The sequence below is a fragment of the Hymenobacter fodinae genome (assembly GCF_004745825.1).
GTDB lineage: Bacteria > Bacteroidota > Bacteroidia > Cytophagales > Hymenobacteraceae > Hymenobacter > Hymenobacter fodinae.
On record NZ_SRLA01000004.1, the window covers coordinates 354,665 to 374,277 of the forward strand.

The 19,613-nt window shown below is 56.4% G+C and carries 19 protein-coding genes; 12 read left to right on the forward strand and 7 right to left on the reverse strand.

From position 1 onward, the window contains the following. The first annotated feature begins 184 nt into the window (after nt 1–184). The 3 genes from EU556_RS19275 (at nt 185) to EU556_RS19285 (ending at nt 2,675) form a co-directional block, all read left to right on the forward strand. Entirely contained in the window at nt 185–1,489 is a 1,305-nt protein-coding gene (locus EU556_RS19275; RefSeq protein ID WP_135435769.1) for a DUF349 domain-containing protein, read from the forward strand. 140 nt (nt 1,490–1,629) lie between these two features. Next, nucleotides 1,630–1,851 carry a DUF2795 domain-containing protein gene (locus EU556_RS19280; RefSeq protein WP_019948259.1) on the forward strand — a complete coding sequence of 74 codons (222 nt, stop codon included), beginning with the start codon at nt 1,630–1,632 and terminating at the stop codon, nt 1,849–1,851. Nucleotides 1,852–1,928: 77 nt separating this feature from the next. Beyond that, the gene (locus tag EU556_RS19285) at nt 1,929–2,675 is read left to right on the forward strand and encodes an ABC transporter ATP-binding protein (protein WP_135435770.1); all 747 of its coding nucleotides are present in this window, start codon (nt 1,929–1,931) and stop codon (nt 2,673–2,675) included. A gap of 160 nt (nt 2,676–2,835) precedes the next feature. On the opposite strand, the gene EU556_RS19290 is transcribed toward EU556_RS19285, so the two are convergent. The 4 genes from EU556_RS19290 to EU556_RS19305 form a co-directional block, all read right to left on the reverse strand. Further along, on the reverse strand, nt 2,836–4,011 hold the full coding sequence (locus EU556_RS19290; protein WP_135435771.1) for a lycopene cyclase family protein: 1,176 nt from the start codon (nt 4,009–4,011) through the stop codon (nt 2,836–2,838). 60 nt (nt 4,012–4,071) lie between these two features. Further along, on the reverse strand, nt 4,072–4,716 hold the full coding sequence (locus EU556_RS19295; RefSeq protein WP_135435772.1) for an alpha/beta fold hydrolase: 645 nt from the start codon (nt 4,714–4,716) through the stop codon (nt 4,072–4,074). Nucleotides 4,717–4,871: 155 nt separating this feature from the next. Next, a complete protein-coding gene (locus tag EU556_RS19300; protein WP_135435773.1) occupies nt 4,872–5,735 on the reverse strand; it encodes an LOG family protein in 864 nt (287 codons plus the stop codon). 271 nt (nt 5,736–6,006) lie between these two features. Further along, nucleotides 6,007–7,266 carry an ABC transporter permease gene (locus EU556_RS19305; RefSeq protein WP_135435774.1) on the reverse strand — a complete coding sequence of 420 codons (1,260 nt, stop codon included), beginning with the start codon at nt 7,264–7,266 and terminating at the stop codon, nt 6,007–6,009. A gap of 185 nt (nt 7,267–7,451) precedes the next feature. On the opposite strand from EU556_RS19305, the gene queA reads away from it, so the two are divergent. Next, nucleotides 7,452–8,501, forward strand: coding sequence for a tRNA preQ1(34) S-adenosylmethionine ribosyltransferase-isomerase QueA (gene queA / locus EU556_RS19310; protein WP_135435775.1), 1,050 nt, complete (start codon nt 7,452–7,454; stop codon nt 8,499–8,501). Nucleotides 8,502–8,622: 121 nt separating this feature from the next. After that, on the forward strand, nt 8,623–9,342 hold the full coding sequence (locus EU556_RS19315; protein WP_135435776.1) for a 2-C-methyl-D-erythritol 4-phosphate cytidylyltransferase: 720 nt from the start codon (nt 8,623–8,625) through the stop codon (nt 9,340–9,342). Nucleotides 9,343–9,464: 122 nt separating this feature from the next. Here EU556_RS19315 and EU556_RS19320 read toward each other — a convergent pair whose 3' ends face one another. Next, the gene (locus EU556_RS19320; protein WP_135435777.1) at nt 9,465–10,313 is read right to left on the reverse strand and encodes a hypothetical protein; all 849 of its coding nucleotides are present in this window, start codon (nt 10,311–10,313) and stop codon (nt 9,465–9,467) included. A 177-nt stretch (nt 10,314–10,490) separates the two neighbouring features. Here EU556_RS19320 and EU556_RS19325 point away from each other — a divergent pair, with 177 nt between their 5' ends. From EU556_RS19325 to EU556_RS19345, 5 genes are all read left to right on the forward strand, one after another. Next, nucleotides 10,491–11,066 carry a DUF4142 domain-containing protein gene (locus EU556_RS19325; protein ID WP_135435778.1) on the forward strand — a complete coding sequence of 192 codons (576 nt, stop codon included), beginning with the start codon at nt 10,491–10,493 and terminating at the stop codon, nt 11,064–11,066. A 31-nt stretch (nt 11,067–11,097) separates the two neighbouring features. Then, entirely contained in the window at nt 11,098–11,322 is a 225-nt protein-coding gene (locus EU556_RS19330) for a hypothetical protein (protein WP_135435779.1), read from the forward strand. Nucleotides 11,323–11,396: 74 nt separating this feature from the next. After that, complete coding sequence (locus EU556_RS19335) at nt 11,397–11,999, forward strand: DUF4142 domain-containing protein (protein ID WP_135435780.1); 603 nt, start codon at nt 11,397–11,399, stop codon at nt 11,997–11,999. Between the two features lie 52 nt (nt 12,000–12,051). Beyond that, a complete protein-coding gene (locus EU556_RS19340; protein ID WP_135435781.1) occupies nt 12,052–12,717 on the forward strand; it encodes a DUF4142 domain-containing protein in 666 nt (221 codons plus the stop codon). A gap of 66 nt (nt 12,718–12,783) precedes the next feature. After that, nucleotides 12,784–13,512 (forward strand): TMEM175 family protein, encoded by a 729-nt coding sequence (locus EU556_RS19345; protein WP_135435782.1) that lies wholly within the window; start codon nt 12,784–12,786, stop codon nt 13,510–13,512. Nucleotides 13,513–13,520: 8 nt separating this feature from the next. On the opposite strand, the gene EU556_RS19350 is transcribed toward EU556_RS19345, so the two are convergent. Both EU556_RS19350 and uvrA read right to left on the reverse strand, forming a co-directional pair. Continuing rightward, nucleotides 13,521–13,928, reverse strand: coding sequence for a hypothetical protein (locus tag EU556_RS19350; protein ID WP_135435783.1), 408 nt, complete (start codon nt 13,926–13,928; stop codon nt 13,521–13,523). Between the two features lie 124 nt (nt 13,929–14,052). Next, nucleotides 14,053–16,917, reverse strand: coding sequence for an excinuclease ABC subunit UvrA (uvrA, locus tag EU556_RS19355; RefSeq protein ID WP_135435969.1), 2,865 nt, complete (start codon nt 16,915–16,917; stop codon nt 14,053–14,055). Between the two features lie 573 nt (nt 16,918–17,490). Here uvrA and EU556_RS19360 point away from each other — a divergent pair. Both EU556_RS19360 and EU556_RS19365 read left to right on the forward strand, forming a co-directional pair. After that, complete coding sequence (locus tag EU556_RS19360) at nt 17,491–18,243, forward strand: hypothetical protein (RefSeq protein WP_135435784.1); 753 nt, start codon at nt 17,491–17,493, stop codon at nt 18,241–18,243. Nucleotides 18,244–18,418: 175 nt separating this feature from the next. Beyond that, on the forward strand, nt 18,419–19,591 hold the full coding sequence (locus tag EU556_RS19365) for an alginate O-acetyltransferase AlgX-related protein (RefSeq protein WP_135435785.1): 1,173 nt from the start codon (nt 18,419–18,421) through the stop codon (nt 19,589–19,591). Nucleotides 19,592–19,613 lie beyond the last annotated feature (22 nt).

Consider the following 19,613-nt stretch of genomic DNA (forward strand, 5'->3'; position numbering starts at 1 on the left):
ACAGCCATGAAAACAACAGGTGACGAGTTCCTGATTTTGTCAGGCAGGTCAAAGGTAGGCAGCCGGGATAAAGATTCCACGACTGACCCGCACCGAGGATTTGGCCGACAACCCGTAAACTTGTACAGCTTTCTGGCCTGAATACCGACCTTTCCACCTATTCCGCTCCCCTGCTATTCTACTTATGGAACAACAAGACCACCTACTGGCCGAAGCCCGCCGTTATGGCTACATTGAGGGCGACCAGGTGTGGCTCCGCCCGCTGCTGGACCTGCCCGCCCGGCAGGTGGGTCAGGTTAAAGAGTCCGGCGACGCATCCCTGATCTACTTCGCCCAGCGCTTCGAGCTCTTCCGCAACAAGGTAGAAGATCTGCTGCAGAAGATTGAGGAGTCGGAAAACAAAGGCTCCTTTCTGATGAAGGCCCTGCACCTCAAGGAGCAGGTAGGCAGCTACGATGCCCTGGGGGATTTTGAAAGCCTGCACCGCCGCCTCACCGAAGCGGAAGAGTCCATCAAGGTTACCATTGTTCGTAACCGCGAGAAAAACCTAGCTACTAAAATCGGGCTGATTCAGGAAACCGAGGAGCTGGCCAACACCATCGACTGGCAGGCCGGCACCGAGAAGGTGAAAGATCTGCGCCAGGGCTGGATCAAGACTGGCCCCGTGGAGAAGCACCTCACCGATGAGCTGGAAACCCGTTTTCAGGCCGCCGTTGATAAGTTTTTCGCCAACAAGAAGGAGTTCCTAGCCGAGAAGAAGGCCATGGTCAACCGCGTGTATGACCGCTATAAGGAACTGATCCACAAATCAGAAGCCCTGCAGAACTCCAACGACTTCGAGGAAACTACCCGCAAGCTTAAGCAGCTGCAGCAGGACTGGAAGGAAGTGGGCGGCTCCTTGCCCCGCAAGCAAGCCAACGACCTTTGGACGCGGTTCCGGGCGGCGCACAACCACTTCTTTGAGCGCCTTAAGGTGCACATCGAAAGCAAGCGTACTGAGGGCCAAACCACTTCTACCGACGACAACCTGACCCGTAAGCGAGCCTTGGTAGCCGAAGCGCAGGCACTGTTGAGCCAGCCCATGTCGCAGGCGGTGGCCCGCGCCAAGGAGCTGCAGGCCGCCTGGAAAAAGGTAGGCCCCGTGCGCGGCGAAGAATCGGACCGGGTGTGGGAGCAGTTTATCTTGGCTTGCGATAAGGTATTTGAGATGAGCGCTCTGGAGCACTTTATCCGGAAGCGCCAGCCCGCCGGGCCGGAAACCGGTTCACCAGAGGAACAAGTAACTATTCGGGTGCAGGCCCTGCGCGACTTTATCAAGTACGACAAGCAGGAGCAGGAAGTGCTGGAAGAAAACTTGGGCAAGCTCAACGACTCGCCCGGCAATGAAGCCTTCCGCACCATGCTGCAAGGCAAAATCAGAGCGTTTGAGCGAAAAATCCGCACCAAAAACGACCTGATTGAAATGTTGCGTCAGCGAGTTACCAAGTAACTCAACCTTCGCTCATATTTTACGTTGTCGTCAGCAAAAGCAACCCTGACCCGGTAATGGTGTCATGCCCTTTGCCTCGGCTAGATTTTTGCTGACGACGCTCTACAATTTGCCAACCTTTTTTAGTAGCACACACGACTATGTACTGGACTCTGGAACTTGCTTCGTATCTGGAAGATGCACCCTGGCCTGCCACCAAGGATGAGCTCATCGATTACTCTATCCGCTCGGGTGCCCCGATGGAAGTAGTGGAAAACCTGCAGGCCCTGGAGGACGACGGTCAGCCGTACGAGAACATCGAAGAAGTGTGGCCGGACTACCCGACCAAAGAAGACTTCATGTTCAACGAAGACGAGTATTAATAGAAGAGCTTAGAAGTGAGAGCCTAGAACTGAGCTTCTTTTCAGGTCAAGATCAGGCCACTAGAGTCTCAATTCTTATGTCTGATATCTCAGTTCTGCACATTGAACAGTTGATTGCGGGGTATGGACAGCGCGTCCTGCTCCGCAATCTTTTTTTGTCGGTACCGGAGCCGGCGTTTGTGGCTATTGTAGGCCACAATGGCTGCGGGAAAACCACCTTATTCCGGGCCCTGACCGGGCGCATCCCATACGAGGGTACCATTCAGGTGCTAGGCCAGGACCTGCGCACCGTACGCCAGCCGGCTAACAGTGGCCTACTGGCCTACCTGCCCCAACGCGGCAGCGTGGAGTTTTCTATCTCGGTGCGGGAGTTGGTGGTCATGGGCCGATTCCGTCACCACCGCTTCCTGAGCGCTTACTCCCCCACCGACTACGCCCTAGCCGATGCGGCACTGACCCAAGTGGGCGCCGCGCACTTAGCCACCCGCGACTTTACACTACTCTCCGGTGGCGAACAGCAGCTGGTGTGGCTGGCTCAACTCAGCCTCCAGGACGCGGCCCTCTACCTGCTCGACGAGCCCACCCAGCAGCTCGACGTGTACTACCGCCGCCGTGTGTTCGATCTGCTGCAATCATGGGTGCAAGAGCAGCGTAAAACCGTCCTCTGCATCACCCACGACCTCGATAACCTGCTGGCCCTGCCCGGCGGCTACCTGCTCAACCTCTCCGCCCCAGCCCCCCAGCTAGAGCCCCTAACCCCCGCCACCGTCCGCGCCGCCCGCGAGTACCTGGAAAGCGAAGAAAGTTTGAAAGTCACAACGTAATTAGGTGGCGAGGTGATGGAGTGAGGAGGGAACAAGTAAGTGAAGTGGCCTAGCGCACCGTCTAGGTAGCTCCGATGGGATGATATGTTGATTGATAAGTGGCCTAGTGGATCAGTAGGCCACTTAGTCACCCTATCACCTCATTACCTCATCACTAAAATCACCTCTTGCCTGGCCTGCCGCGAAGTACATGCCAGATGGATTGCAGAAAAGGCCACGGAGTCACGGAATTCATTATCTGGAAGTTCTCCACCCAGGAGGTTTTTTCATCCAGAAAATCAAAGATGCGCTCGGTGGGGTTGCGGCTGAACAGTTGGGCGAAGATGTCGCGGGTGTGCTCTCCGCGGCGCTGCATAATGTCGAGCAACAGAGTATCGAAGAGATGGAACTGCCATTGGTCGCCGGTGGAGTTTTGGGGCGGCTGGCCAGTACGGGCTAGGGCCTCTACCAACCGCGCCGAGTGGGCCTGAATACGCTTGAAGGCGTAGCCGGTGCTGGGTTTGGCCCGCCCCGCCCGCGTGCCTAGGTTGATAATTCGCTCCCCCACCCGGGCCGGAAACGGATGGTCAGTCATGGGGATGGCCCCTACTTCTTCCGCCGTAATCCGGAACTCCGTCACACCCAGCGTGTCGCGCAGGTACGCCCGTATGGCCTCCTCATAGGCCTGTTTGGGCAAGATTTCTCCCGAGAACAACGTGTACTCCACCAGGGCGGTACGCTTGCTGAAGGGCAACACGTAGATGAACCGCGGCTCCTGGTGCTGCTCGCCCCGGAAATCCATAAACTCCATGGTGGTGGGATCGAAGACATCTTGCTCCGTTTCTACCTCCCACCCCACAAAGTGCTGCAGCAGGTACCGGTGCTTCTCGGGGCGGCGCTCCACTTGGGGCGGGCGGCTATCAAACCCGTAACGCGCCGTGAAGTCGCCGAGCAGGGTAGTAGCCTGCACGCCCACGCCCGGCACGTTTTGCAGGTGGCCTACGGTGGTTTGCAGGAGCGTAAACTGCGGGTTGTCGGTCAGGGCCTGCCGCACAAACCGATAGAAGTCCAGCCCCCGAATCATTTTGTAGCGGTGGCGCTTCAGGGCAAACACCTGCTCGAAGCCGGGGCTGCGGAACGCTATCTGGCCCCACTCGTGGGTCACTATCTCGTCGAACAGATTGGGCTCGTCGTCCCAGAAAGACCAAGTCCGGTCGTTGATGTCCTTAGCTTCGGGTTCCAGCAGCAGCACCCGCTTGTCGTGCAGCCGCGGCTCCTGGCTTAGGTGGTAGGCTAGGCTCAGGCCAGCGGCCCCGCCGCCCACAATCAGGTAGTCGAAATCAGAGGTTGCGGCCATACAAAACGGCGGCCGAAAGGGCCGCCGTTGCAAGGTAAGACAGTTGAACCGAACAGGCCATTAGGGGTGCAAAGGGGCCGAAAGCGCGCCGGCCAGATCCCGTACGGCGTCGCGCACGTCAAAATCAAGCTGGGAACTGAAGTGCTGCCGACCAGCCAGAATACTTACCTGGGAGCGTAAGCGCTCCACCCACAGCCGCTCGTTGTCCTGGTAGCCGGAGGTATAGGGGTCATCGTCGGAGAGCAGTACCGTGAGCTTGTCTTCTGGAATGAGGCGGCGTGCGGCTTCAAAATTGATAGGCGCGTGCATCCAGTTCAGAATGTCCTGCCAGGGGCTGTCCACCGAAAACCAGCCGGCCACGCACAGCACGCCCCCAATTTGCGACGCCTCGGGGTGCTGCTCCGCCACGCGGGCCAGGTAGTGCAGAATGGCTAGGCACCCCACGCTGTGGCCTACCAGAAACACATGCGGACCCAGCTTTGCCGGGGGCAGCACCTCGATGAGGTAGTCAACGGCCCGCTCAATTACGGGCAGGTCCCAGGCGGGCATGTCCAGAGCGTGCACGTGGTAGTTGAGGCCATCTTCGGCGGCTACAGCCTGTAGCTGCTCGCTGAGCCAGGGGTACCAGTCGCTGTGAGGTGCACCGGCCCAGCGGGGCACAATAAATACCTCACGGTTTTTGGAAGAAGTTGCGGTGGGATGCATACGGTGTCGTTATAAGGTCGAGCTAACAAGGTACCACTAACCACTGCGTTTTTCCATGTTTTCTCAACTCACATTTCAGCCGCTTGAACGAAAAACCGCCACGCCTCCCGGCTGGGAAGCGTGGCGGTTGCTGGCAGCTTTTGCCTGACCCTGGCCTAGAAGTTGGGCGAGAGCAGGTAACGGCTATAGAACTCGTCGATAATTTTCACGGCCGACTCCGCGTCGTCCACAATCTGCACCAGCTCCATATCCTCGGGCGAAATGTTGTGCTCTTCGTGCAGCATCACGTCTTCAATCCACTTAAACAGACCATTCCAGTAAGCCGAGCCCACCAGCACGATGGGGAAGCGGCCAATTTTCTTGGTCTGGATTAGGGTAATGGCTTCAAACAGCTCATCGAGCGTACCGAAGCCGCCGGGCATGCCAATAAAGCCCTGGGCGTACTTCACGAACATCACCTTCCGCACGAAGAAGTAATCGAAGTTGATCACCTTGTCGGGGTCGATGTAGATGTTGTGGAACTGCTCGAAGGGGAGTTCAATATTGAGGCCTACTGAACGGCCGCCCTCGGAACGGGCACCTTTGTTACCGGCTTCCATGATGCCGGGGCCGCCCCCCGTGATTACACCGTAGCCGTGGCGCACCAGCTTAGCCGCAATTTCCTCGGCCATCTGGTAGTAAGGGTTTTCGGGCTTGGTGCGGGCCGAGCCGAAAATAGAAACGCAGGGCCCGATTTTGGTCATCTTCTCGAAGCCCTCCACAAACTCAGCCATCACTTTAAAGATCTGCCAGGAGTCGGCAATCTTAATCTCGTTCCAGTCCTTATCCACGAACGCCTTCCGGATGCGCTGCTCGTCGTCGAGCTGCACGGTACGCTGCCCGTGGGTTTGCTCCCGAATGTCGCTGATGGTGGTAACCTTGTTGTTATTGATATCGGGCTGGACGATGGTTTGGCCGCTGCCGGCATTCAGGACCTGATCGGCCACTTTGGTGCGGCTGGTTTTTTTGAGCTTCGACATAGGAGCTACGTGGGGTAAGTAGGGCGCAGACAGCCGGCGGCACGAAGTTGCCGACAGCGGTGGGGATGGGCCTGCGCCGGGTAAAAAAATTAGGAAAAAGGCAAAAAGAAGGCCGCCTCACGGAAGGAAGGCGACCAAAAGTAGCGACCGGCAAGTTAACAATTTGTTAACATTACGCTAGTCAGGGTGATGAAATTGTTAGCCAACCCCTAGGCCAGCCCCCTTCATCCATCAATGAGTATCAAAACCCGTTTACTCATGCCCTATGGTGTTACTGCGCTCGAATGGCAATAACAGGGTCTAGGTTGGAAGCCAGCACGGCCGGAATGATGCCTGCCAGCACTCCAATAACTACCGAGACGGTTAGGCCTAGCGAGATGTTACCGGGCGTTAAGAATAGTGGCAGGCCCTCCTGCGGAATCAGGGTAATCAGCCAGACCAGCAAGATACCGGCTGCCCCGCCCAGTAGGCACAGGAAAACCGCCTCGAACAGAAACTGGAATAGGATGAAGTAGTTCTTAGCACCCAACGACTTCTGAATACCAATAATATTGGTGCGCTCCTTCACCGACACGAACATGATGTTGGCAATACCAAACCCGCCCACGAGCATGGCAAAGGACCCTATAACGGCCCCCGCAATACCAATAACGGAGAAGAGCTTGGTAATGGCGTTGGCCAACATTTCGGGGCGGTTGAGCGCGAAGTTGTCTTCCTCCTGCGGTTTCAGCCCCCGGATGTTACGCATCACACCCTTTAACTCGTATTCCAGATCCAGTAGGCCAGGATCATCATCAGAACCTTTAATGCCGATGCTGGGCGACACGCCACCCATACCGTTGGTACTTAAGGCAAACATCTTCGTGAACATGCCAAAAGGAATCAGGCAATTGGTGTCGTTACTGGGCGTATCCAGCAGCTTTTTGCCCTCCTTTTGCAACACGCCAATGATTACAAACTTCTGGCCACGGGTCTTAAACTCTTTGCCCAGGGCAGAACCATTCGGGAACAAGTTTTCCGCAATTTCAGCCCCAATAATGGCCACGTTACGAGCCGACTCCACTTCCTGGAGTGTAAAATAGCGTCCTTCAGCAATGGGCACTTCCGACACCTTGTTGAACTCCAAACTCACACCCTGCAGGTTGCAACCTTCCATGCTGTTGCTTCCTACCTTAAATAGGTTGCCGCTGGTGTTGGCGAAAATGGCGACGCCGTTGTTGTTAGGCCCTAGGCGGCGCTGCAGTTCGCGGAACTCCCGCACGGTGGGCACGGGACGGTTGAAATATTTCCACCACGCAAAGTTGGGCTCAAACACCCAGGGCCACTTGTTCACATAAATCACCTTGTCGCCCACGAAATTCATGCTCTGCCGGATATTGGTTTCCAGCGAGTCGACGACGGTAAACACGGCAATAATGGCGAAGATGCCCACCGTTACGCCGAGCAGAGACAGAATCGTGCGCAGCAGGTTGGATTTAAGGGCTTGCCACGCGAAGCGGAAACTCTCCAGTGTTAGGCGCAATGCTTTCATGAAGCCAAGAGGGGCTAGGGTATTAGCCAGAACCGTAAACGTATCAGTATAACCAGTTAACCAGTAGCTCAGTGGAGCAAGGCCGCACCTTTTCGGGCGAAAAGTAACGATTAATCCGGCGCGAATGCCTACTTTTGCGGCTCAATTTTTTCATTAGGTTCCCCACCTATTGCCCTGTCTGGCCCATGAAACTGTCCGAGTTCAAATTTGACCTGCCTGAAAACTTACTGGCGCAGCACCCGGCCAAAAACCGCGACGAATCTCGCCTGATGGTGTTGCACCGCGACAGCGGCAAGATTGAACACCGCGTATTTAAAGATATCATCGAATACTTTGGCGAAGGAGATGTTTTCGTAGTAAACGACACGAAAGTATTTCCGGCGCGCCTCTACGGCAACAAGGAGAAAACCGGCGCTAAAATCGAAGTATTCCTGCTGCGTGAGCTGAATAAAGAAATCCACCTGTGGGACGTATTAGTTGACCCGGCCCGTAAGATTCGGGTGGGCAACAAGCTTTATTTCGGTGAAAGCGACATGGTAGCCGAAGTTATCGACAACACCACCTCGCGCGGCCGTACCATCAAGTTTTTGTTCGATGGTTCCGACGAGGAGTTCTACAAGGCGCTGCACGACCTCGGCGAGACGCCCATCCCGAAGGAATTCATTCCGCGCGAAACGGAAGCCGCCGATAAAGAGCGCTACCAGACCATCTACGCGAAGCACACTGGTGCCGTAGCGGCCCCTTCGGCTGGTCTGCACTTCACCCGCGAGGTAATGAAGCGCCTGGAAATTAAAGGTGTGGATGTAGTTCCCGTAACCCTGCACGTAGGCCTAGGCACCTTCCGCCCTGTTGATGTGGAAGACCTAACCAAGCACAAGATGGACTCGGAAAACTTCATCGTGCCGGCTGATTCGGCCGTGGTGGTTAACCGGGCGTTGGATGCTAAAAAGCGCGTGTGCGCCGTAGGTACTACGTCTATGAGGGCTATGGAGTCGTCAGTTTCGGCGCACTCCCGCCTCAAGCCCACGGAAGGCTGGACGGATAAGTTTATCTTCCCTCCCTACGACTTCAAAATCTCGAACGCCCTGCTCACCAACTTCCACACCCCGGAGAGCACGCTGATGATGATGGCCTCGGCTTTTGCAGGTCATGAACTCCTGATAGAGGCTTACCAGCTGGCTATCAAAGAGAAATACAAGTTTTTCAGCTACGGCGACGCCATGCTGATTCTGTAATAGCAGGTAGCAGTGGCCTAGCGCCCTGCTTAGCTGACGTACTACAACGCCGAATATCCAGCAGGGTATTCGGCGTTTTGTATGTAGCGCAGTGCGTACTTTACGGCACAATCTGCCACCCATGAACTCAGCCCCCACCTCTCCGCTAACTCCTTCCACCTCCCCGCGCTTTGCTATTCTGGTAGCAGGCGGTAGTGGCACCCGAATGGGGGCCGGGCGGCCCAAGCAATTCTTGGAGTTACTGGGTGAGCCCGTATTGCTGCACACGCTCCGGCGTTTTACGGAGGCGGCTCTGCGGGTGCAGGAGTGCGTAGTGGTGTTGCCCCCTGATCAGTTTGCCAGTTGGCAGGAGCTCTGTGAGCAGCACCAGGTAACTATTCCGCATACGGTGGTGGCGGGTGGGCACAGCCGGTGGGCTTCGGTCCGCAACGGGCTGGCGCACCTGCAGGGGCAGGCGGCCGGTACTGTAGCCGTGCACGATGGGGTACGCCCCCTGGTCTCAGCTGCTGTAATTGAAGCTACGTTTGCCGCGGCCGAAGCGCACGGCGCCGCCATTGCCGCCGTCGCCCCCAAAGATTCTGTGCGTAGTGTAAGTCAACAGGGCTCCTTCGCCCTCGATCGGTCTCGCCTGCGGCTGGTGCAAACGCCCCAGTGTTTTGAGCTAACGTTGCTACAGCGCGCCTATCAACTCCCCGAGCTTTCGGCCTTTACCGATGATGCCAGCGTGGTGGAAGATCTGCACCCTATTCAGCTCGTGCCCGGCGACTATCGCAACTTAAAAATTACTACGCCAGAAGACTTAGTACTGGCCGAAGCCTTGCTCCGTAGCTCAATACACTAACCTGCTCTTCTGGCTTCTTCCTAGGCCACTAGTTAATACGTACACCAGCTACGCGCCCTCTGGTTATACTGTTAAACCAAGGCATATAGCAGGTGTATGAGAGTTATACTGGCCGAAGTCGGCTATCGACCACAACGGATAAGGCGGGTTTTGCCATTACTGGTCACGGAGGCCAGATTATCGCAGGCCTGGGTGCCCGTGGGGTCGTAGTTGAGCAGTAGGTTCTGCTCTTTCGCGTTGATGAAGCGCACGGTGCCCGCTACAAAAGTGCGGCTGCAGCCCTGCTTAAACTCTTTCAGGAGGGGCTGCTCGATGGTGGCCGTGTAGGCGATACCGTTGCGGTTGGTTCCGCTGGCGTTTCCCGTAACGGAATACACATCATCGAGAATAGTGCGCGTGCCGCCTCCTGCCGTTCGGTTGTATTGGCGTTGCGAGGCCCACGTGTGAGTGCCCGCCGCAGTAGTTACGCTGGCATTTCGCACATCCAACGCCCAAGAGCCATTTCCGAGGTTAGTAAGTGTCCGGGTGCCGGTATGCAGGTTATCATTGCGGTAATACTCTACTAGCGAAACAGTAATAGTAGCTCCGGCCTGGCGGTACGGGCCCGCAAACACAGCCACTATTTTGCCGCGGCGAGCTACTCCATTTGGCCCCAAACAATTCGTGGGTCCGAAGTCGAGGGTGAGAGTATGGGTAGCCGCATTGTAAGTCCGGGTGCAGCAAGAACCAGCCAAGCGCGCCAGGTCGGTTGGCTCTAGGGCGGGACTACCGCTTTGGGTGGCGTCCGCAGGAGAGGCTGCTTCCAGCATATCTCCCAACGTAGCATTATCGTCTTCGGCAACGCTTTGATCTTCCACTGAAACCGTTGCAACGGCGCTGCTTGGGTCGGAAGTTTTTTCGCAGGAAGAAAAGGCGAGTAGGCCACCCAGCAGTATAAAGCTGGTGCGCAGGCAGAAAGTAGAATTTACCATGGGGAACGGGAGTAAAAGGTGGGAGAGTAAGTGCAAATCTGCTCTTTCGACCGCGCCGCATTATCCAACGTTTAACCACCCATGGAACTTTTTTTGAAACTGCTTTCCCAACTCCAAGCACAAGGGCGCGTATAGCTCAAGTACACCCTTCCTGCCCAATGGTAATTTATTGACTATATGCCAGTTTCCCGTCCGCTATACCTATTGCTCTTGCCCGCTTTCTTCGCTTGCTCTTCCGGTGAAAGCAACAAAGACCCTGTTGCGGAAGCCAAATTTCAGAACGAGAAACGCATTAGCGATGAGGCCATTACCAAAAAACAGTCGCGGGATGCGGAGTATGTAGTCAATTCGGCAAATCGCAACATGTTTGTGCGCGACATCAGCCAGCTGGCCCAGACCAAATCAACTTCGCCCGACGTAAAAAATCTGGCTCAAAGCCTGGTAGCGGCGCACGCTGGCAGCCAGCAGAACCTCCAGACGCTAGCGGGGCAGAAGAGCATTGTGCTGCCAACTGGCCTAGGCGGTGACCTAGCCAAGTCGCTAGGCCAGTTGGCGGGCTTGAATGGCAACTCCTTCGACCAGAAGTACACTGATTTGCTCATCGACTTGCACGAAACGGCCGTCGATGAAACTGATGACATGCGCGACGATGCCTATGATGGCGACATCCGCCAATATGCCAATCAGCAGCTGCCGGTGTTAAAGCAGCACTTAGAAGCCGCTGAACAGCTACAAGAAAAACTCAAAAAGTAATCTCTCCTACTCCATCACCTAAACCGATTCCATGAAACTGCGCATTCTTTCTGTTCTGACCCTGGCCACCGCGCTTTCCCTTAGCAGCTGCGGCGACGCCAACAAACGCACCGACGGCACCGCGGGCACTGCTGTAACCGATATGGACTCGGCCGCTGCTGAAGGCGGTGTGAAAGCCGATGCCGTTGTAATTGATAACAACGCCGGTCCGACCGTAACCGCCGACGGCGATTCAGCTGAAGCCGCAGCTAAATAGCCTAGGCCACTAGCCGCGGCTAGTGCTATTCTTGCTTGTTCTGCTCTACTCTTTCTTTTCTTTCCTTATCGCCCATGAAACGCTCCTTTCTGTCCTTGGCTTGCTCGGCGGCGCTGTTGGCTGGTACAGTAGCCTGCAATTCCCAAGACTCGGTGAAGCAGGCTGAGCAGACCAACGAGGCGAAAAACGAAGCGGCTGCTCCTGATACTGAAGTGGGCGACGTAACGAAAGCGGGCAAAGACTTCGACGCCGACTTTATGGCGAAGGCCGCTAGCGGTGGCATGCTTGAAGTGCAGCTAGGCCAGGCCGTAGCGACTAAAGGCACCACGGCGGAGGGAAAGGAATTCGCCAACATGATGGTGCAGGACCATACCAAAGCCAATGCTGAGCTAAAGGCGCTGGCTGCCAAAAAGAACATCACGCTGCCCTCTACCCTCGGCGACGATCATCAGCAAGTGCTGAAAAAAGTAACTGAGGAGAAAGGAGTAGCAATGGATAAAGAATACCTAAAGGAAATGATTGAGGATCATGAGGAGGATGTAAAGGAATTCACGGAAGCCTCCGTAAAAGCCTCTGATCCTGAAATCAAAGCCTTTGCCACCAAGCAAGTACCCGTACTCCAGCACCATCTAGAAATGGCGCAGAAAATGAGCGCTACCGTAGAGGCACGCAAGTAAGCTGGAGTTGTTTTTCTGTTCCTACCCAATCCAAACTAACATCCTACTAACTATGAAACGCACGCTGTTAAGCATGGCCGTAGCTGCCCTGATGGCTACCACTGCTTGTTCATCTAATGACTCAACCACGGCTGCCACGGATACTACGGCGCCTACGGACCCAACTTCGGCACCCGCCAATGACGGCATGGGTACTACCAATACCGACTCTGCCGGTGCCAGCACCAACACCGCCATGTCTGGCGACACCAGCGCGGCGGGCGGGTCGGCCATGGCTGACCCCAACGGTCCCACTGCTCCTCACTCCACCGACGCTGAATTCATGAAGTCGGCGGCGGCCAGCGACCAGAACGAGATTCAGCTAAGCAAGCTGGCCTTGGAAAAGGGCGTAACCGGTATGGTGAAAGACCATGCTAACCAAATGATTACCGACCACACCAAGTCGACGACTGATCTGAAGGCCATTGCCCAGAAGAAGAACGTGACGCTGCCTGCCGACATGGATGCCGAGCATAAAACCATCGCGGCTGATATGCGCAAGCTTTCGGGCAAAGATTTCGAAACTAAGTACATGCAGCAGATGAAGACCGACCACCAGAAAACCCTCAACACGCTGGTTGCTCATAAGACCATGACGAAGGACACTGAGGTGCAAGGCTTCATCGATAAAGTGCAGCCGGTAGTTGCGGCTCACCTGAAGATGTTCAGCAGCATGTAGTAAAAAGATCTTTCCTGATTACGTAAAAAACCGTCCTTGCTTCAGGGACGGTTTTTTGTTGTGCCTGTGCCTAGGCCTATATTTAACGAGCCCGGACTCACCTACACCGGCGGCCTTTCTCCCATGGATGGCAACGAAGCCCCCCTCCACAACCGCGACGAGTTTCAGCTCGAACGCCTGATTCTGTTTACCGACGCAGTTTTTGCCATTGCCATTACGCTGCTCATTATCGAAATCAAGGTACCGGAGCTGCACCATGGGGCTTCAGAAAGCGCTATACTCGCTCACCTCGCGGCCCTGACGCCAAAGTTCATTGGCTTCTTTGTGGCGTTCTTCATTATTGCCATTTACTGGTTGGCTCACCATCGGGTGTTCCGCTTCGTGACGCGTTATAATAACCGGCTCATCTGGCTCAACATCCTATTTCTGCTCAGCATCGTGCTTATGCCGTTCACGGCTGCTTTCCAGGGCGAATATCCCCTGCTGCGTACCCCGTGGGTGCTGTACTCCCTGAGCGTTCTATTCACAGGCTTTATGCAGCTATGCCTACAGGCCTACATCCGCAACCCCGCTAACGGCGTTGCACCGGCGATTTTCGCTACGCATCCCGACCTTGACTTAGTGCGGCCCTTGGTGCCGATGAGCCTGTTTGTGGTCAGCATACTGCTGTGCTTCATCAGCTCCCCCTGGGTTTGCAAGCTTTTCCTGATTGTGATGGCACCAGCCATGATGCTTTATGGCCGGCGTTACCGCCGGCTCTTACACGAGTACGAGCATCCGGTTGTGGTAGTCTAGGCCAGTTCTTAACGCGCGGGAGCAGCTACCCACTGCACCGAGTACGTCTCGCAGGGAGAGGACGATAGGTTCATGCGGAAGGTCTGCTTGCGTACGGTTTTGCCGCCGCTGAAGTCTCCTTGCAGATCAAAGTGCCAGGCACTGCCGCTAGGAGCATCCTGCACTACCCCGCTCACCCTGCCGTCGTGAATTTCAAAGATTTCCTGAGGACCGAGGGTACGCTTTGCCTGCGTTCCGGCACACTTCCAGAAACCATCAAACGTCAGACCTGAAAGGTGCTTCCCGTCGGCTGATACCACAAAGTCAATCTTATTTTCTTGTGGTCCGCTGGTTGTAGAACCGGTCCAGTGAGTGCCTTTAGGGGGCGCAGTGAGTATTGCAACAGTTAGGAGGGCGGGAAAAAGCAGGACTTTCATCGTGGGAATATTATAGAGCAAGGCCTTAACATACAAAAGTCCTGTATATCGCGCAACCTCTATAAGGATTGCTGCTTTATACAGGACTTTTGCTGGTGCGTATCCTCCGCTTTGCCGGCTAGGCCTATGCTGCTTTTTCGGCTTTGCTGGTGGTTTCCGCGGCGTACTTACTGGTGCGAAGTTCCTCGGCCAGGAAACGACCCGTGTGCCCTTTACCCGCCTTGGCTACTTGCTCGGGCGTGCCTTGGGCCACAATGGTACCACCGCCCGCGCCCCCTTCCGGCCCAATGTCGATGATATGGTCAGCTACCTTAATCAGGTCCAGGTTGTGCTCAATAATAAGTACCGTGTTGCCCTTGTCGGCGAGCTTCTGCAATACGTCGGCGAGGTGGTTGATGTCCTCGAAGTGTAGGCCCGTGGTAGGCTCATCGAGGATGTAGAAGGTCTTGCCGGTGTCTTTTTTGCTGAGTTCGGTGGCCAATTTCACGCGCTGGGCTTCACCGCCCGAAAGCGTGGTAGCTTGCTGGCCTAGCGTGAGGTAGCCCAGGCCTACTTCGTTCAAGGTCTGAATCTTGCGCAGAATACGAGGCTGAAACTCGAAGAACTCCACGGCTTTCTCCACCGTCATGTCGAGCACGTCGGTGATGGACTTGCCTTTAAAGCGCACTTCCAGGGTTTCGCGGTTGTAGCGACGGCCTTTGCAGGTTTCGCAGGGCACGTGCACGTCAGGCAGGAAGTTCATCTCAATGGTGCGCATGCCAGCCCCTTCGCAGGTTTCGCAGCGCCCGCCTTTCACGTTGAAGGAAAAGCGTCCCGGTCCGTAGCCCCGGATTTTGGCCTCAGGCAACGACGCGAAGAGCTGGCGAATTTCGGTAAACACGCCGGTGTACGTAGCTGGGTTGGAGCGCGGCGTACGGCCAATCGGCGACTGGTCTACCTCAATCACTTTGTCGATAAACTCTAGGCCCTCAATTTTCTCGTAGGCCAGAGGCTCGCGCTTGGCGTTGAAGAAATGCTGGTTCAGGATGGGGTACAGCGTGTCGTGGATCAGCGACGACTTGCCCGAGCCCGACACGCCGGTTACGGCGATGAGCTTGCCCAGCGGAAACTTGGCTGTTACGTTTTTGAGGTTGTGGCCTTTGGCACCCTTCAATACCAGCTCGTTGCCTTCGCCAGCGCGCTTCTTCTTGCGCAGCTCAATGTGCTTCTGCCCGCTCAGGTACTGTGAGGTGAGGCTGCCCGAGGAAAAAATTTCCGTGGGCGAGCCTTCGGCCACAATGTGTCCGCCATGAATACCGGCGCCAGGGCCAATATCCAGCACGTGGTCGGCGTGCATGATCATATCCTTGTCGTGCTCCACCACAATCACCGAGTTGCCCAGGTCGCGCAGGTGCTGCAAGGCCTTAATCAGGCGCTCGTTGTCGCGCTGATGCAGGCCAATGCTGGGCTCATCCATGATGTAAAGCACGCCAACCAGCTGGGTACCAATCTGGGTGGCCAAACGAATGCGCTGGCTTTCACCGCCAGAGAGCGTCCGCACGGAGCGGTGCAGGTTTAGGTAGTCGAGGCCTACTTCTAGCAGGAAGCCAATGCGCTTACGAATCTCCTTCAGCAGCTCGCGGGCAATTAGGTTCTGGCGGTCGGTGAGGCGGTCTTCCAGCCCTTCAAACCAGCCAGCTAACTCGCTCAAATCCATCACCGATAGCTCCCCAATGTGCCGGTCGGCAATCTTGAAGTGCAGCGACTCCTTCTTCAGGCGGTAGCCGTGGCACTCAGGGCACTCCTGAGCCTGTGTATACTGCTGAATCCACTCCCGGATGTTCTCCGAGTCGGACTCCATTTGGCGCTGCAGGAACGGGATGATGCCCTCGAAGGGCTCCACGTAGTTCGGCTTTTTGGGGTCGGCGTCTTCGTCCTCGGGCACACCATAGAGCAGGCGCTGCACCAAGTCTTCGGGTAGCTTCTCGATGGGCGTGCTGAGGCTGGCCTTGTTCTTTTTCAGAATGAGGCCTAGCTGCTGGAAAATCCAGATGTCGCGGTACTCACCCAGGGGGGCAATGCCGCCGCGGCTTACGCTCAGCTTCTTGTCCGGCATCACCGATTCTTCGGTGATTTCCTGCACCTCGCCTAGGCCATTACAAGTGGGGCAAGCGCCGTAGGGCGAGTTGAAGGAGAAGGTGTTTGGCGCCGGGTCATCGTAGGCGATGCCGGTGGTGGGATCCATGAGGAAGCGGGAGAAGAACTGGGTGCGCTTGGCTTCGTTCTTCTCATCGGGGGCCAGCACCAACATGGTGCCTTTGCCGTGGGTAAGGGCGTTCTGCGCCGAGCCCGACAGCCGGAAACGGTCCTCCTCCTTTACCACCAGACGGTCAATCACAATCTCGATGTCGTGGATCTTGTAGCGGTCCACCTGCATCTTGGGCGTAATATCGAGTAGCTCGCCATCTACGCGCACCTTCGTGAAGCCCAGCTTGGCAATTTGCTGGAACAGCTCGCGGTAGTGCCCCTTACGGCCTTTTACCACCGGCGCCAGCACTACCAGCTTCTTCTCATTGTAGTGCTTAAGGATGTAGTTGATGATCTGGTCGTCGCTCTGCCGAATCATCTTCTTGCCCGTGGCATAGCTGAATGCCTCGGCGGTGCGGGCGTAGAGCAGGCGCAGGAAGTCGTAAATCTCGGTGATGGTGCCGACGGTGGAGCGGGGGTTGCGGGAGGTGGTCTTCTGCTCGATGCTAATAACCGGCGACAAGCCCTCGATCTTATCCACGTCGGGGCGCTCTAGGCCACCCATGAAGCTGCGGGCGTAGGCCGAGAACGTTTCCATGTAGCGGCGCTGGCCCTCGGCATAAATCGTATCAAACGCCAACGACGACTTGCCCGAGCCTGAGATACCCGTAAATACTACCAGCCGGCCGCGCGGAATCTTAATAGAAACGTTCTTGAGGTTGTGCTCCCGGGCCCCGTATACTTCAATGAAGGGAGCCTCCATGTCGGCGGCGTGGCCTAGCTGACCCTGCACTAGTGAAGGCAGCACGCCCGGCAGCGTGGTAGCCGCCGAGGCTACTATGGTCTCGGAAATCTGCTCGGAGCGAGGGGTAGAGGCTATAGCCGCTGCCTGAGCGCCTTTCGCCGTGGTGAGGTCGGGCTGAGGAGCTGCCGGAGCCGCTTTCTTGGCTGGCTTGGCCGCCGGCGCTTTAGCCGGTTTGTCGGCCTTGGGCGCCGCTTTGGTTTTAGCAGCTGAGGAGGAAGTACTAGAAGCGGCAGTTGTTTTTTTGGCCATGCAACAGCGAAGCGGATAAGTCTGCAAAGGTACGCAAAACGCGCCCCGATGGCTATCCTCACTAGGTTAATTGCCAAGCCGGTTAGCGGTGCAGCACACCTGTATCAGCAACAAACACAGCGGAGGATAGACGGCCTATAACACACTAAGGCACCGAAATGTCCCGCGCTATCAGAAGTTCTTCGGGGGTGCTGCTAAATTCTTAGGCCTAACTACTTACCCATTGAATTATGGTGCTGTTTTTGCGTTAGATAGGTATCTCCCTTCTGTTCTCTTTCAATTATGAAACTATTGCTCAAATCTGCCTTCCTGCTGGCGCTAGGCCTGCTGGTTTACACTGAGCCAGCCCAGGCCCAGGTGCAAATTCAGGTGGGCATCAACCAGCCATACTGGGGGCCGCCGGTACCCCAGGGCGTACAGTACTACTATATTCCCGAAATCGATGGCTACTACGATCTGTACAGCCAGTCGTATCTGTTCTTCGACCCCGTGTACGGCGCGTGGGTTAGCTCGCCGGTGCTGCCGCGCGCGTACGCCTCCTACGACCCGCGTTTTTTCCACCCTGTAGTTATTCATTATGTGGGTCGGCAGCCCTGGGGCTACCTGCGCGACCACCGCGCTTACTGCAACAACTGGGGCGTGGTACCCGGCCGTTATTACGGTGCTAACTGGCCCGGCCGCGGCTACTACTCCGTGCCTCCTCGGGGCGGTTACTACACCAATGGTGGTTACTACGGCAACCGCCCTTACAATAATGGTGGCTACGCCAGTGGCAACTACCGCGACGACCGGGGTGGCTACTACAGTGGCGGCCGCAATGACAACCGCGGCGGCTACGATAACCGGGGCCCACAGGGAGGCTACGACCGTAACGATAACCGGGGCGGGGGCTACGACCGTCGCGGCAATGACCGCGGTAATGATAACCGGGGCGGTGGATTCGACCGCAACGATAACCGCGGCGGCTTCGACAACCAGGGTAGCCAACAGGCTTCTGGCGGTAATGGCGTCCGTGGCAGAGGCCGGGTAAACTAGCCGGTTCATTACTTGAATTAGCAAAAGGCTCTTCTTCGGAAGGGCCTTTTTGTTTTAGCACCGGAGGTGTGCTAGGCCTATCAGGCTCTTTGCTGCAGAAATAAGTTGCTACTTTTCGGAGGGGATTCCTGACCGATGCTTTCTATGGTTTATAGAGTTGAGTATTGCTTGCGGCGTGGCTAAGTTCTCGTTCCTGACGGGTAAGCGGCGCGTGTTCGGTGCTCTGATGCTCTTGCTGCTGCTGCCTGCCATTCAGACCTGGCTCAACATCAAGATCTTCCGGACAAGCCCACTAGCTGGCTACTCTGAACCCGCCCCGCGCCCTGCCCTCACCTGGCAGAGCCTGCGCGATAACACTTACCAGCCGGCGCTGGAGCGCTACCTCACGGAGCGCATCGGCTTTCACGACCTGCTGGTTCGTCCGCGCAACCAAGTGGCCTACAGCCTTTTTGGGCAGACCCGGGCGCATGGCGTAATGATGGGGAAAGACAGGACCCTTTTTGAGCAAGACCCTATTTTGGGTTACCTCGGCCGCGACACGGTGCCTATGGCAGAGGTTGTAGCCAATGTGCAGCGGTTTAAGACGGTGCAGGATACCCTGGCCCGGCGTGGCAAGCTGCTGGTATTTGTAATTGCGCCCAGCAAAGCCGCTATCTACCCCGAGCTGCTCCCGGCTGCTTACCAGGGCCAGCGCCCATTGCGCTCCAACTACGACCGGTACGCCGCCAGTATGCGGGAAGCCGGGGTAAACGTGCTCGATTTTGGGGGCTTGTTTCGGCAGTGGAAGGACACCTGTTCGTACCCGCTGTTTGCGCGGGGTGGTATTCACTGGAGCGGCTACGGCCTTACCCTGGCCGCCGACACCCTCTTTCCATACCTGGAGCAACGCGCCCACCTCAACCTGCCCGACTACCGGCGCACTGGCCTAGAAGTCACGACCACCCCGCGCCACCCCGATGGCGACATGACCAAGGCCCTGAATCTGCTCTGGGCTCCGGCCTCTTACCCCCTGGCCTACCCCACCGTGGAGTTTCAGCCCCTGCGCTCCGGGCAGCGGCGCCCGCGCCTGCTGGTGGTGGGAGATAGTTTCGTGTGGAATTTCATTGAGCAGTACCCCTACCTCGATTCGCTGTTTGCGCCCGACTCGCGCTTCTGGTACTACAACCAGCTAGTGGTCTGGCGTAAGCATAACGACCAACTGACCGGCGAAACCAATGTGGCCCAGCTCGACCGCAAAGCTGAATTATTGCGTTTCGATGTAGTACTGGTGATGTTTAATGAGCACAACCTGAAGGTATTTGACCAAGGCTTCAGTCAGGATGCACTACGGGCGTTCGGAGGGCAGTAAACGAAGCGACGCACCTTTCCGG

Bases quoted from the DNA above. Each gene is read 5' to 3' on its own strand.
- EU556_RS19295 (WP_135435772.1), bottom strand. From the start codon at position 4,716: ATGCATCCCACCGCAACTTCTTCCAAAAACCGTGAGGTATTTATTGTG.
- EU556_RS19350 (WP_135435783.1), bottom strand. From the start codon at position 13,928: ATGAAAGTCCTGCTTTTTCCCGCCCTCCTAACTGTTGCAATACTCACT.
- EU556_RS19340 (WP_135435781.1), top strand. From the start codon at position 12,052: ATGAAACGCACGCTGTTAAGCATGGCCGTAGCTGCCCTGATGGCTACC.
- EU556_RS19360 (WP_135435784.1), top strand. From the start codon at position 17,491: ATGAAACTATTGCTCAAATCTGCCTTCCTGCTGGCGCTAGGCCTGCTG.
- EU556_RS19320 (WP_135435777.1), bottom strand. From the start codon at position 10,313: ATGGTAAATTCTACTTTCTGCCTGCGCACCAGCTTTATACTGCTGGGT.
- EU556_RS19335 (WP_135435780.1), top strand. From the start codon at position 11,397: ATGAAACGCTCCTTTCTGTCCTTGGCTTGCTCGGCGGCGCTGTTGGCT.
- EU556_RS19290 (WP_135435771.1), bottom strand. From the start codon at position 4,011: ATGGCCGCAACCTCTGATTTCGACTACCTGATTGTGGGCGGCGGGGCC.
- EU556_RS19300 (WP_135435773.1), bottom strand. From the start codon at position 5,735: ATGTCGAAGCTCAAAAAAACCAGCCGCACCAAAGTGGCCGATCAGGTC.
- EU556_RS19325 (WP_135435778.1), top strand. From the start codon at position 10,491: ATGCCAGTTTCCCGTCCGCTATACCTATTGCTCTTGCCCGCTTTCTTC.
- EU556_RS19330 (WP_135435779.1), top strand. From the start codon at position 11,098: ATGAAACTGCGCATTCTTTCTGTTCTGACCCTGGCCACCGCGCTTTCC.
- uvrA (WP_135435969.1), bottom strand. From the start codon at position 16,917: ATGGAGGCTCCCTTCATTGAAGTATACGGGGCCCGGGAGCACAACCTC.
- EU556_RS19285 (WP_135435770.1), top strand. From the start codon at position 1,929: ATGTCTGATATCTCAGTTCTGCACATTGAACAGTTGATTGCGGGGTAT.
- EU556_RS19315 (WP_135435776.1), top strand. From the start codon at position 8,623: ATGAACTCAGCCCCCACCTCTCCGCTAACTCCTTCCACCTCCCCGCGC.
- EU556_RS19280 (WP_019948259.1), top strand. From the start codon at position 1,630: ATGTACTGGACTCTGGAACTTGCTTCGTATCTGGAAGATGCACCCTGG.
- EU556_RS19275 (WP_135435769.1), top strand. From the start codon at position 185: ATGGAACAACAAGACCACCTACTGGCCGAAGCCCGCCGTTATGGCTAC.
- queA (WP_135435775.1), top strand. From the start codon at position 7,452: ATGAAACTGTCCGAGTTCAAATTTGACCTGCCTGAAAACTTACTGGCG.
- EU556_RS19305 (WP_135435774.1), bottom strand. From the start codon at position 7,266: ATGAAAGCATTGCGCCTAACACTGGAGAGTTTCCGCTTCGCGTGGCAA.